This is a genomic window from Flavobacterium humidisoli (assembly GCF_023272795.1).
Taxonomy (GTDB): Bacteria; Bacteroidota; Bacteroidia; order Flavobacteriales; family Flavobacteriaceae; genus Flavobacterium; species Flavobacterium humidisoli.
The window spans coordinates 2,863,053-2,875,433 of record NZ_CP096829.1 but is presented as its reverse complement, the minus strand read 5'-3'; the positions used below and the strand labels follow the sequence as shown (position 1 = coordinate 2,875,433).

The following is a 12,381-nucleotide window of genomic DNA, read 5'->3' as shown; positions in this document are numbered from 1 at the left end:
CATTTCAACCGAATTATTATTAACGAATTAAAAATCTAAAGAAAATGAAATCAAATCTTTTAATGAATTTTACTGTTGATAAGGAAAATAATACTGTCAATGTAAAACGCGAATTTAATGCGTCCTTGCCACAAGTTTGGTCTGCTTGGACAGAAGCTCAAATTTTAGATTTATGGTGGGCGCCAGCTCCGTGGAAATCCAAAACTAAAAGCATGAAATTTGAAGAAGGCGGACGAAGATTGTATGCTATGCTTGGACCAGAAGGTGAAGAACATTGGGCTATTGCAGATTATACTTCGATACATCCAAAAACAAATGTAAAATGGCTAGATGCTTTTAGCGACAGCGAAGGAAATTTAAACAAAGAGTTTCCGCGTTCTGACTGGGATGTGACTTTCTCCGAAAAAGACAATTCGACTTTTGTTGATGTTGTAATTAAACATGAAAAATTATCTGATTTGGAAATGATTATCCAAATGGGCTTCAAAGAAGGTTTCACCATTGCAATGGAAGGCTTGGATGCTATTTTTGCTGAGAAAGCAAAATAATTATCCAATTACATACAAAAGGTCAAAACAAAAGAAGAATTTACTGATATTAAAATTGTAATTTCGTTTTACATAACATTTTTACTTTAATATCAATGAACAAATTTTTTGCTCTGGCCTTTTTACTTTTTTCTTCTACTTTAATATTCAGCCAAAAGAATAAAACGAAAACTATAGAAACTTCAAAGCCCTTTGTGTTGGGGGTTATCGATGAAATTCAATCGAAAGAATTAAACGAAAAAAGAATTCTAAATATTTATCTACCTGAGGGATATAATACAGATGAAGCCACAAAATATCCCGTAATTTATTTACTTGACGGATCGGCCGATGAAGATTTTATCCATATTTCTGGATTAGTGCAGTTTAATAGTTTTGAATGGATCAATCAGGTTCCGAAATCAATTGTGGTAGGCATTGCAACTGTGGACAGAAAAAGAGACTTCACCTTTCCTACTACTATCGAAAAAGATAAAACACGTTTTCCAACAACAGGCCATTCCGATCAGTTTATTGCTTTTATCGAAAAAGAATTACAGCCTTTTATTGAAAAAAAGTACAAAACAAATGATTCTAAAACCATTATAGGGCAATCTCTTGGCGGTTTATTAGGAACTGAAATCCTGCTTAAAAAGCCAACTCTTTTTAACAAATACGTTATTGTAAGTCCGAGTTTATGGTGGAATAATGGCTCTCTGCTTGATTTGGATTCTGAAATGCTGAAAGAAAATTTCAATCAGCAAACAGATATTTATATTGCGGTCGGCAAAGAAGGATTAGCTCCAACAGCAATTCCTCATGTTATGGAAGTTGATGCCAATTTATTGGCAGAAAAACTAAAAGAATCTAAAGGTAAAAACGTAAAAACCTATTTCGATTATTTCCCCGAAGAAAATCATGGATCGATTCTGCATACAGCCGTTTTTAATTCTTTCAAGTTTTTCAACCCAAAAAACAACAAATAGATTTTGCTAATTGTGAAATGTTAAATGAGGACTTTAGCATTTTACATTTCACATTCAACAATTTATCCTAGCCACCCTTCTCTATCCAAACTTCTATATTGAATTGCCTCAGCAATATGAGACGAAATAATATTTTCTGAATGATCTAGATCGGCGATGGTTCTCGAAACTTTCAAAATTCTGTCATAAGCTCTGGCAGAAAGATTGAGCCTTTCCATGGCAGTTTTTAGCAATTCTTTTGAAGCTTCGTCTAAAACGCAGTATTCTCTAATTAACTTACTGCTCATTTGAGCATTGTAATGAACATTTTCTACCGTTTCAAATCGTTTCGTTTGAATTTCCCTCGCTGCTGTAACTCGTTTACGAATTTCTACACTGCCTTCTGCTTTTCGCTCATCTGATAATTTATCAAACGGAACTGGAGTAACTTCTATATGAATATCAATTCGGTCTAATAATGGTCCGGAAATTTTACTCATATAACGTTGCATTTCATGTGGCGAAGAAGTATTCGGCATACTTGGATCATTAAAAAATCCGCTTGGACTCGGATTCATACTGGCCACCAGCATAAAAGACGAAGGATATGTTATAGTAAATTTGGCACGTGAAATTGTCACTTCGCGATCTTCTAACGGCTGGCGCATTACTTCTAAAACATCACGTTTAAATTCTGGCAATTCATCTAAAAACAAAACACCGTTGTGCGCCATCGAAATTTCTCCTGGCTGAGGGTAACTTCCTCCTCCAACCAAAGCAACATTAGAAATAGTATGATGCGGACTTCTAAAGGGCCTCTGATTCATCAGTCCAACTTCTTTTAATTTTCCTGCAACGCTATGAATTTTGGTAGTTTCTAAAGCTTCACGCAAAGTCATTGGCGGTAAAATACTCGGAACACGTTTGGCCAGCATCGTTTTTCCTGCTCCCGGTGGACCAATCAAAATTATGTTATGTCCGCCCGCTGCTGCGATTTCCATACAGCGTTTGATGCTTTCTTGTCCGCGGACATCCGAAAAATCATGTTCAGGAAAATCAAGAGTTTTATAAAATTCCGCTCTTGTATCGATAACTGTTGGTTCTAGAGTTCCTTTTCCAGCAAAAAAATCGATGATCTCTTTTAAATTTTCAACTCCGTAAACATCTAAACCCGAAACGATAGCCGCTTCTTTTACATTCTGAATCGGGAGAAAAAATCCTTTATAGCCCTCTTCTTTGGCTTTGATTGCAATTGGCAAAGCTCCGCGAATGGGTTGTAAACTTCCGTCAAGAGAAAGCTCTCCCATTATAATGTAACGTTCAATTTCTGGAGCTTTTATCTGATCTGAACCAACCAAAATTCCCATTGCCAATGTCAAATCATATGAAGAACCTTCTTTTCTCAGGTCGGCAGGCGCCATATTGACTGTAATTTTTTTCCCTGGAAAACTAAATCCGTTATTCTTTAAAGCGGCCGCAATTCTAAAACTGCTTTCTTTTATAGCATTATCCGGAAGTCCAACTAAATGATAACCAATTCCTTTATCCATATGAACCTCAACTGTAATCGTTGTGGCTTCAACTCCAAAAACGGCACTTCCGTAAACTTTTACTAACATAAATAAATTCTTATAAAAAGTAAAAATACTTTATTAGCTGAATAAAACAGAATTATTTTGTAAATATTTTATTACTTTTATGAATTGATAAAATTGTGTAGTTTTATTTAAAAATCTATAGATTAGTTTAAAAAATGGATGAAATAGAAAAAATAAAAAGCCAACTTGTAAAAAAAGCAACTGGATTCAAGTCTGGTGGTTTTAAACCCACTAATTCTATTTCTGAAAGTTGGATTGGAAGAGTTTATTTGTACAATCAAAATGAAGAAATTCCATTAGACAGTAAAGGGGAACAAATGTTACCTTTATTTCAATTGTGTTTTGATAATTTGCCTTTTATTCCAGAGATCTTAAAAGAAACAAAATTGATTACTGTTTTTATTTCCAAAGACTTACCAATGGATTTGACTTCTAATGGAAATAATTGGGTTTTACGTGAATACAAAGACACAAACAAAATTGTAGTTAAAGATTTAAAAAATGAAAGTTCTCACATTAAACCTTTTCCATTATCAAATAAATTAATAGAAGAAGATTATCCACTTTGGGAAGATCCCGAAATTCCAGAGGATATATCAGATAAAATACTTCAACTTGAAGAAGAAGGAGTTATAGATTCTTACTACGATATAATTGAAAACAATTACTGTCATAAAGTTGGGGGATATGCTACCTATTGTCAATCAGGAATATATTTTGGAGATGATTATGAATATGTTTTCCAAATATCTTCTGATGAAAAAGCTAATTTGAATATTGTAGACAGTGGTAATATATATTTAGCAAAAAATAAGAAAACCGCAGAATGGATGTATTATATTGACTTCTATTAAATTTTTAATGAAATATAATTATACGGAAATCGGATTAAGCAAAACTTAATCCAATTTGATTTTTAATTTCCTCCACAATTCTACTCAAATCCAAACAATTCTGATGTGACCAAAGTTTACTTTCAATTTGATTATTTAAAATACAATTTTGACATTCCATAATTTCATGAGAATATCCTTTTCCTAAAGCTGGTAAGGTAAATGTCGCTTCTTTTTCTTCATTTATAAATAGAGAATAGCTATCGGCAATAAACCATGGAGCATTTAATTCTATTCGTCCTTTTGTTCCAGATATAATAGCTTTCATATCAGATTCAGAAACTATCGAAGCATGCAAAACCGATTGAGCCGATTCATATTGCAAAATCATCGAAGTCTGTAGATCAATATCATTTTTATGTTTGATGGCTTTAGCGGCAATCTCTTTTGGATATCCTAACAGTATATAAGACAGAAATAAAGGATAAACACCTATATCAAATAAAGCTCCACCACCTAATTCTTTATCAAAAAGTCTTTTGTTTTCGGTTTCACTTCCATGAAAGGCAAAATCGGCTTTTATATAATTTACATCTCCTATTATTCCGTTCCTAATTTTCTGAAGAACATCTTGAACAGAAGGAATAAATCTTGTCCAAAAAGCTTCCATAAAAAATCTATTGTTTTTTTTAGATGCTTCTATCACTCTTCTAGCATCTTCATAAGACAAAGCCATTGGTTTTTCGCAAAGCACATCTTTTCCACTTTCTAAAGCTTTGATAGACAATTCGACGTGTGAATTATGAGGAGTTGCAATGTATACGATTTCAACTTCTGAATCTTCAAAAAGTAAATCATAAGAATTGTACATTCTTAAAGCATTAAATCTCCCTCCAAATTCCTCCGCTTTAGCTAAATCTCTTGAAGCAACTGCCGTTAGCTCAGCATTTTCAATCAATACTAAATCTGATGCAAATTGGCTTGCAATATTTCCTAATCCTACTATTCCCCATTTAATACTTCTGTTTCCCATCCTTATATTATAATCATCAAAATTGTTAAAAAGATTAAAAAATATCCGTTCCAAAACAGAACAGACGTTTTTTACACAACAAATATCTATTATCCTACAAAAAATAGCAATCAATTACCCCAAAAATTATCAAAAATGGTGGTAAGTGAAAAAAAAATGTTGCCAAATTGTAAATTTTAAGTTTGTTTTAAGAAATTCACGCAAAATGAAAGGGGTTAAATTTTAAATTCAACAAAAATAAAACATACAACCCTATTTTTTTAGGGGGTATCAAATCATTTTATACTTTTATAAAAAATTTAAAACTAAATAACTATGCGAAAAATTATTTTAAGTGTGATTCTTATCACGATTTTGGTACTAACCTTTATTTCAAATTTTATTATTGCAGACAACCCAATTCCTGCAGAAGCTGTAAAATTTGATACTGGAGATACTGCTTGGATGATCGTTGCAACTGCTTTTGTATTGTTAATGACACCTGGATTAGGATTTTTCTACGGAGGTATGGTAGGTAAGAAAAACGTAATTAGCACTATGCTTCAAAGTTTTATGGCAATGGTAATTGTTACTATCCTATGGACCGTTGTTGCTTTTGGATTGGCTTTTGGACCAACAATTGGAGGAATTATCGGAAACCCATCTGAGAATTTGTTCTTTGCAGGAGTTGGAACTAATACGGCCTGGAGCCTTGCACCAACAATTCCATTTATATTATTCGCATTATTTCAGGCAAAATTCGCCATTATCACTCCTGCGTTAATTACAGGTGCTTTTGCAGAACGTGTACGTTTCTGGGCTTATTTGCTATTCATGGTTTTATTCATATTATTGATATATGCTCCACTTGCTCACATGACATGGCATCCTGACGGAGTTTTCTTCAAGATGGGAGTTCTTGACTTCGCTGGAGGAACTGTAGTACACATGAGTGCTGGATGGGCTGCATTGGCTGGAGCTATGTTCTTAGGAAAAAGAAAAGTTCAAAAAGTTAATCCTGCTAGAATTACTTATGTATTATTAGGAACAGGTTTACTTTGGTTCGGATGGTTTGGTTTCAACGCTGGATCTGCTTTAGGAGCTAATGGTCTTGCTGCTCAAGCTCTAGGAACTACTACTGTTGCCGCTGCTGCCGCTGCAATGGCTTGGGTTTTCCTTGATAAAATTTTAGGACACAAATTATCTGCTCTTGGCGCTTGTATCGGAGCTGTTGTAGGTCTAGTTGCCATTACACCTGCTGCTGGGTTTGTTAGCATCCCTCACGCAATCTTTATCGGATTATTCTCTGCAATTGTAAGTAACATTGTAGTAAGCAAATTCCCTAAAGGAAAAATCGACGATGCGCTAGATGTATTTGCTTGTCATGGTGTTGGTGGTATGGTAGGAATGCTTTTAACTGGTGTTTTCGCTTCAAAAGCAATCAACCCTGCAGTTGGAGATAATCAAGGTTTAATCTTCGGAACTCCAAATTTATTCATCAACCAATTGACTGCTTTAGTTATTGTTTCAATCTTTGCTTTTGTAGCTTCTTATGCTTTATTCTTCATCGTGAACAAAATTACTCCTCTAAGAGTTACTGAAGAAAAAGAAGAACTAGGATTAGACATCTCTCAACACGGAGAATTCTTATAAGATTAAATTCCCTTTCTCACATTACTTGATAAATAAAAAAGCACTCTAAATTTGACTTAGAGTGCTTTTTGTTTTGAATTAAACCCCTTTTATGATTTTAGATTGTAGATTGTAAATTTTAGATTTTAGACTTCTGATTTCTCACCCTTCTAATCTCTTTTATCTATTTTCCCTTCTCTATTCTCTATTCTCTATTCTCTATTCTCTCAAGAATTATTTAAAATTCGAAATTCCTTCTTTCAGCCATTCTAAATACTCGTTAGCACTTACGTAGCTTATTGTTGGTTTAGAAGTATTCATATTATTTCCTTCCAAATCGGTAATAACATATAAAGGCTGTGTATTGGTTTTATATTTTGAGATCATAAAATCGGTCCATTTATCACCAACAGTAATAATTTTATCTCCTACAGCAGTTGTAAATTGCTCTTCTTTTGGCAATTCACGTTTATCGTCAACGTAAAGAGAAATTAAAACCACATCATTTTTAAGGATTGGCAAAATTGCTGGTTCTGACCAAACATTATTCTCCATTTTTCTGCAATTTACACAAGCATAGCCTGTAAAATCAAGCATAATTGGCTTATTGATTTCTTTTGCATAAGCCAAACCATCTTCATAATCATGGAAAACCATAATTCCGTGTGGGCCTAATTCAGCTCCCTCTGGAAGTCCTTTGATAGATTCTGAAGAACCTGCTCCGTTTCCTGAACCTCCAACTCCAAACGGACTTTCGCTATATTGCGGAGGCGGCGGGAATGCGCTGATTAATTTTAAAGGCGCTCCCCAAAGTCCAGGAATTAAATACATTGTAAAAACAAATGTCAATAATCCTAAATATAATCTTCCAACAGAAATATGATTTGTCGGGCTATCGTGAGGCAATGTAATTTTTCCAAATAAATATAAAGTCAAAGCTCCAAAAATGGCAATCCAGATTGCGATGAAAACTTCTCTTTCTAAGAAATGCAACTGTAAAACCAAATCGGCATTTGATAAGAATTTGAATGCTAAAGCTAATTCTAAAAATCCAAGAACCACTTTTACAGTATTTAACCAACCTCCAGATTTTGGTAAAGAATTTAACCATCCAGGGAACATTGCAAATAACATAAACGGAAGCGCTAATGCTAAAGAGAATCCAAGCATTCCAACAATTGGAGCAATTCCTCCATTTGAAGCCGCTTCAACTAATAACGTTCCGACAATTGGCCCTGTACAAGAAAAGGATACAATCGCCAAAGCCAAAGCCATGAATAATATTCCGATTAAACCACCTTTATCTGCTTGCTGATCTGCTTTATTTGCCCATGAATTTGGAAGCATGATTTCGAAAGCACCCAAAAATGAAGTAGCAAAAACAACTAAGATTACAAAGAAAACAAGGTTAAACCAAACATCTGTAGACAAAGCATTTAAGGCATCGGCACCAAATATTTTAGTTACAATAAGACCTAAAATTACGTAAATAGCAATGATTGAAAATCCGTAGATAATTGCATTTCTAATTCCTTTTGCACGGCTTTTACTTTGTTTTGTAAAGAAACTTACTGTCATCGGGATCATTGGGAAAACGCAAGGTGTTAACAATGCCGCAAATCCTGATAAAAAGGCGATAAAAAAGATTGACCACAAACTTCTTGAAGGCGCTGGAGCAGGAATTTCTGCTTTTTCAGTTTCAGCCGTTGTCTCAACTTTTGGTTGTATAGCTTCTTCTTTTTTAACGGTATCAACTGCTAGTCCCACTATTTTTGTTTCATCTGCTTTAGCTTCTGTTACAACTGGAACATCCTCCATTTTGAAAGTGGAAGGAACAGCAATCGAGAATTTCTTGCTAGAATTGATACAAACTTCTTTACAAACCTGAAAATCAAAATCTACATCAACCGTTTTTAAATTCGGGTTTATAATTTTTATTTCTTGTTCAATGTGTGCTTTTCCTTCAAAAAAAGTTTCATCTACACCAAAAACATCGTTAAAAGCTGTTCTAGTTTTGCCTTCTTTTGCTTTTCCAACTAATTCGTAGTTTCCTTTTTGATTTTTAAAAGTTATTTCTAAAGCCAAAGGTCCGCCGTCTGGGGTAAACTGCGAATACATATGCCAGTCTTTTTCGATTGTTCCATCAAAAATCAAAACGGCATTGTTTCCTTTTTTCTCCATTTTAGAAGTCCATTTTACCGGCTCTAATATTTGTGCATTCCCTTTTGCAAAAGCAAAGAAAAATACGAAAAGTAAAATGGATTTAGTCCAAACATTTTTTGACAAATTTGTCTGAAGATTTCGAGTAAAGTTCATTATTGTAATTCTATTTTTAGTATTTTATTTGTGGTTTTCTCTATTTTAAAACGTTCGTCCTGTCTTATTCCGACAACCCAGATTATTTCATTTTCAGAACATAAAATCCAAGTTTTTTCTTTTTCGATCAATGATAATTTTTCGTCTTTAAAAAGCTTGCTTACTTTTTTAGATTTTCCTCTCATTCCAAAAGGCTGAAAAACATCTCCTTCTTTCCATTTACGCAAAATTAAGGGGAAGCGGATTTTATCGACGTCCACAAATATAACTCTATTTGAATCGAATGTTGTGTGACCTACGTTACAAAGACTTAATTTTATGGGAAAATTAACTTCTGTATCGTTTTCATGAATCTCATATTCCTCGTTTTCTAAGATTTCAGAAAGCGGACTTAAAATAAGCGTTTCTCTGTTTTTCAGTAATCTAAATTCCTCTGAAAAAACTTGTTTCCCTGATTGTCCTTCAACCAAATCATAAACATCATTCCAGGCAGAAAAACCAAATTCATTTAGCCATTGGTAGAGATAAGATTTATAATTTGGAAGTTTTTTTAACTGATTTAAATCAAAATGAATATCATCTCCAGCTTCTTTTGCCACTTGCTGATACACCATAATCGATGCGTCTTCAACCATTTCTTTTGATTCTTGAAGAAAAGATTGTGTTTTCTGAAAAGCATCTAGAAAATTAGGATTGATTTCTTTTAAAACCGGAATTAAATTATGACGAATCTTATTTCTGAGATATTTTGTCGAAGCATTACTGCTGTCTTCTCGCCATTCTATTTTATTTTCTTCAGCATATTTTAAAATTTCTTCTCTTGAAAAAGGAAGCAATGGACGAATTATTTTATCATTTTGCTCTGGAATTCCAGTTAAACCTTCCAATCCTGTTCCGCGTGTTAGGTTGATAATAAAAGTCTCCAGATTATCGTCGGCATGATGTGCTGTTAGGATATAATCAAAGTTTTCTTCTTCCAAAAGTTCATAAAACCAACTGTAGCGAAGTTCTCTCGCCGCGACTTGTGTTGATAGTTTATAATCTTTAGCAAATGCCTCGGTATCAAAATGAGTGGTAAAAATTGGGATATGATGCTGATCGCAATAGTTCTGAATAAATTCCTGATCTCCAAAACTTTCCACACCGCGAAGCTGAAAATTGCAATGCAAAACTGCAATTTCACAAGGCAGTCTATGCAATAAATGTAGCAAAACCATGCTATCTAATCCGCCACTTACAGCCAGAAAAAGCTTTTTCTGGGCTAAAAGGGGAAATCTTGAAACGATATGATTTTGAAATTTTGAAAACATTTGATAAAAGTAAAGAATTAAATTTGATCTATTTTTAAACGAAATGTTAAGCGGGTATTTTTTTCTGCCACAAATTTGCACGAATTATTTTTTTTGCCACAGATTAAAAAGATGCGCACAGATTTTTTTTTATCATTTTAATCCTTTAATCTGTGACTATATTTTTAGCGAATTGAAAAAAAATTAGTGAAAATTAGTGCAATTCGTGGCAACTTTTTTTTTACTGCAAAACTTCGTGCATTGCTTTGGCTTTGAGCAAACATTCTTCATATTCTTTTTCTGGAATTGAAAGCGATGTTATAGCACTTCCAACCGAAAAAGAAACATATTTATTTTCCTCATTATACAAAATACTTCTGATTACAACATTAAAATCAAAATCGCCTTCAGGTGTAAAATAACCAACCGCCCCACTATATAATCCTCTTTTGGTTTCTTCAAGATTTTCAACAATTTCCATCACCGAAATCTTTGGAGCGCCCGTCATACTTCCCATCGGAAAAGTTGTTTTTAAAACATCAATTGCCGAATATTGCGGATCTAATTTTGAAGTGATTGTAGAAATCATCTGATGCACTTGCAAAAACGAATAAATACCACAAAGTTCCTCGACTTCAACGGAACCTTTTTGCGATGTATGCGACAAATCATTTCGTACTAAATCGGTTATCATGATATTTTCCGCTCGCTCTTTGGCATCTAAAACTAAAACACTCTTTGATTTTTCATCTTCAATGGGATCTGCAAAACGCTTAGAAGTACCTTTGATTGGCTGTGAAATAATCTTATCTCCAACTTTTTTCAAATAGCGTTCTGGTGAAGCAGAAAGCAAATAGTGTTTGTAATTTTTAAAGAAAACTGAAAAAGGCGCCTGTGAAATTTCATTCAATCTCTGAAACTTTTCTAACGGATTTATAACGGCATTTTCAGCATAAAATTCCATACAGAAATTTGCTTCGTACATATCTCCAATATGAATATGTTCGAGCATTTTATTTATTTTCTGAATATATAATTCCTTAGAAATACGCTGTTGAATATTTAATTTTTCATCACTTTCGCCTTTCGACTTTTGACTTTCGACTATTCCTTCAAAATCCTCCTCAACCTCATCATCGCAAAGCATTAAATATTGAATTTCAAGTTCATTTCCTTTTAGGATAAAGACTTTTTTAGGCTGAAAGAAAAACAAATCAGGAAAGTTCAAACCATCAAAATTATCAGAATGAAGATTTTCAATACCATTCTTTAAATCATAAGAAAGATATCCGAAAAGCCAGTCTTTTGTATTCTGATGATATTGTTTTAAATCTTCAAAAGCATTGTAATAATCTGTTTTTAAAGATGTAAAAGCATCTACTGCCAATATGCAATCAAAATTAGAATATTGCTGCGGATAAGAATTGCTGTCTAAAAAAACGACTTCGCGAAATTGCTGCGCCCAGCTTAAAATCTGTTCTTTAAACAGTTTCGGATTAACAATATTTTTACGGATGGAAACTCTCAAAAATGGTAATTTTAAAGGTCAAAATTACGACAAAAATCTTTCATGAGCGGAATGCAAAAAAAATAATCCAATGATTTGAATTACATTGTAAAACTGTTAAAAATACATTCTTTTTATAAGAAAAAATTCGTTATATTTGATATACAATTAGAATAATCCTAAAACAGCATTAATTTAATTGTAAAATCCTTAAAAAAGAACCTCAAAAAAAATAATTTGTGATTCTCATTTGAGCTTTAGATTGCATCTTTTCCAATAACTTAATTATATTTTTTAACCCTTAAAAAATCCTAAGTATTATGAAAATTGCCACAATTATTGTCCGCGTTTTAATCGGTCTTTTGCTGCTTTTCGCCTCTATCAGTTATTTTTTCCATCTAATGCCTGAGCCAGAAACTACAGGAAACTTTAAAGCTTTTAATGTAGGTTTAATGGCTTCTACGTATTTAATGCCACTGGCAAAATCTATCGAATTGTTGTGTGGAATTGCATTTGTAACTGGCCGTTATGTAACTTTAGCAAACATCTTGATCTTACCGATTACGGTAAATATTTTGTTTATCAATTATTTCCTTACTCCAGATGGTCTGCCAATTGCAGTTCTTTTGTTTATAGGAAATCTATTCTTGATTTACAGATATTGGGATAATTATAAAAGTATTTTTACTGCATAAATATTTT

The 12,381-nt window shown here is 33.3% G+C and carries 10 protein-coding genes; 5 read left to right on the top strand and 5 right to left on the bottom strand.

The annotated features are described in order from the left end of the window. The first annotated feature begins 44 nt into the window (after positions 1-44). Together M0M44_RS12235 and M0M44_RS12230 are read left to right on the top strand one after the other, a co-directional pair. Positions 45-548, top strand: coding sequence for an SRPBCC family protein (locus M0M44_RS12235; RefSeq protein WP_248725892.1), 504 nt, complete (start codon positions 45-47; stop codon positions 546-548). 95 nt (positions 549-643) lie between these two features. Further along, a complete protein-coding gene (locus M0M44_RS12230; RefSeq protein WP_248725891.1) occupies positions 644-1,513 on the top strand; it encodes an alpha/beta hydrolase in 870 nt (289 codons plus the stop codon). 62 nt (positions 1,514-1,575) lie between these two features. On the opposite strand, the gene M0M44_RS12225 is transcribed toward M0M44_RS12230, so the two are convergent. After that, positions 1,576-3,111 (bottom strand): YifB family Mg chelatase-like AAA ATPase, encoded by a 1,536-nt coding sequence (locus M0M44_RS12225; protein ID WP_248725890.1) that lies wholly within the window; start codon positions 3,109-3,111, stop codon positions 1,576-1,578. Between the two features lie 134 nt (positions 3,112-3,245). Here M0M44_RS12225 and M0M44_RS12220 point away from each other — a divergent pair, with 134 nt between their 5' ends. After that, a complete protein-coding gene (locus tag M0M44_RS12220) occupies positions 3,246-3,944 on the top strand; it encodes a DUF1963 domain-containing protein (RefSeq protein ID WP_248725889.1) in 699 nt (232 codons plus the stop codon). A gap of 34 nt (positions 3,945-3,978) precedes the next feature. Here M0M44_RS12220 and M0M44_RS12215 read toward each other — a convergent pair whose 3' ends face one another. Further along, a complete protein-coding gene (locus M0M44_RS12215) occupies positions 3,979-4,956 on the bottom strand; it encodes a Gfo/Idh/MocA family protein (protein WP_248725888.1) in 978 nt (325 codons plus the stop codon). A gap of 315 nt (positions 4,957-5,271) precedes the next feature. Here M0M44_RS12215 and M0M44_RS12210 point away from each other — a divergent pair, with 315 nt between their 5' ends. Beyond that, positions 5,272-6,588: an ammonium transporter gene (locus M0M44_RS12210; protein ID WP_248725887.1), complete on the top strand. Its 1,317-nt coding sequence runs from the start codon at positions 5,272-5,274 to the stop codon at positions 6,586-6,588. A gap of 213 nt (positions 6,589-6,801) precedes the next feature. On the opposite strand, the gene M0M44_RS12205 is transcribed toward M0M44_RS12210, so the two are convergent. From M0M44_RS12205 to M0M44_RS12195, 3 genes are all read right to left on the bottom strand, one after another. Beyond that, complete coding sequence (locus tag M0M44_RS12205; protein ID WP_248725886.1) at positions 6,802-8,883, bottom strand: protein-disulfide reductase DsbD family protein; 2,082 nt, start codon at positions 8,881-8,883, stop codon at positions 6,802-6,804. Then, positions 8,883-10,193, bottom strand: coding sequence for a tRNA lysidine(34) synthetase TilS (tilS, locus tag M0M44_RS12200; protein WP_248725885.1), 1,311 nt, complete (start codon positions 10,191-10,193; stop codon positions 8,883-8,885). The genes M0M44_RS12205 and tilS overlap by 1 nt, the downstream gene beginning before the upstream one ends. Positions 10,194-10,413: 220 nt before the next feature. After that, a complete protein-coding gene (locus tag M0M44_RS12195; RefSeq protein WP_248725884.1) occupies positions 10,414-11,700 on the bottom strand; it encodes an anthranilate synthase component I family protein in 1,287 nt (428 codons plus the stop codon). 299 nt (positions 11,701-11,999) lie between these two features. Between M0M44_RS12195 and M0M44_RS12190 the strand changes: the two genes are divergently transcribed. Continuing rightward, positions 12,000-12,374: a DoxX family membrane protein gene (locus M0M44_RS12190; protein ID WP_248725883.1), complete on the top strand. Its 375-nt coding sequence runs from the start codon at positions 12,000-12,002 to the stop codon at positions 12,372-12,374. Positions 12,375-12,381: the final 7 nt, after the last annotated feature.

Excerpts from the sequence above, each read along its gene's own strand:
- M0M44_RS12205 (WP_248725886.1), bottom strand. The coding sequence starts at position 8,883 with ATGAACTTTACTCGAAATCTTCAGACAAATTTGTCAAAAAATGTTTGG.
- M0M44_RS12190 (WP_248725883.1), top strand. The coding sequence starts at position 12,000 with ATGAAAATTGCCACAATTATTGTCCGCGTTTTAATCGGTCTTTTGCTG.
- M0M44_RS12215 (WP_248725888.1), bottom strand. The coding sequence starts at position 4,956 with ATGGGAAACAGAAGTATTAAATGGGGAATAGTAGGATTAGGAAATATT.
- M0M44_RS12235 (WP_248725892.1), top strand. The coding sequence starts at position 45 with ATGAAATCAAATCTTTTAATGAATTTTACTGTTGATAAGGAAAATAAT.
- tilS (WP_248725885.1), bottom strand. The coding sequence starts at position 10,193 with ATGTTTTCAAAATTTCAAAATCATATCGTTTCAAGATTTCCCCTTTTA.
- M0M44_RS12230 (WP_248725891.1), top strand. The coding sequence starts at position 644 with ATGAACAAATTTTTTGCTCTGGCCTTTTTACTTTTTTCTTCTACTTTA.
- M0M44_RS12225 (WP_248725890.1), bottom strand. The coding sequence starts at position 3,111 with ATGTTAGTAAAAGTTTACGGAAGTGCCGTTTTTGGAGTTGAAGCCACA.
- M0M44_RS12210 (WP_248725887.1), top strand. The coding sequence starts at position 5,272 with ATGCGAAAAATTATTTTAAGTGTGATTCTTATCACGATTTTGGTACTA.
- M0M44_RS12220 (WP_248725889.1), top strand. The coding sequence starts at position 3,246 with ATGGATGAAATAGAAAAAATAAAAAGCCAACTTGTAAAAAAAGCAACT.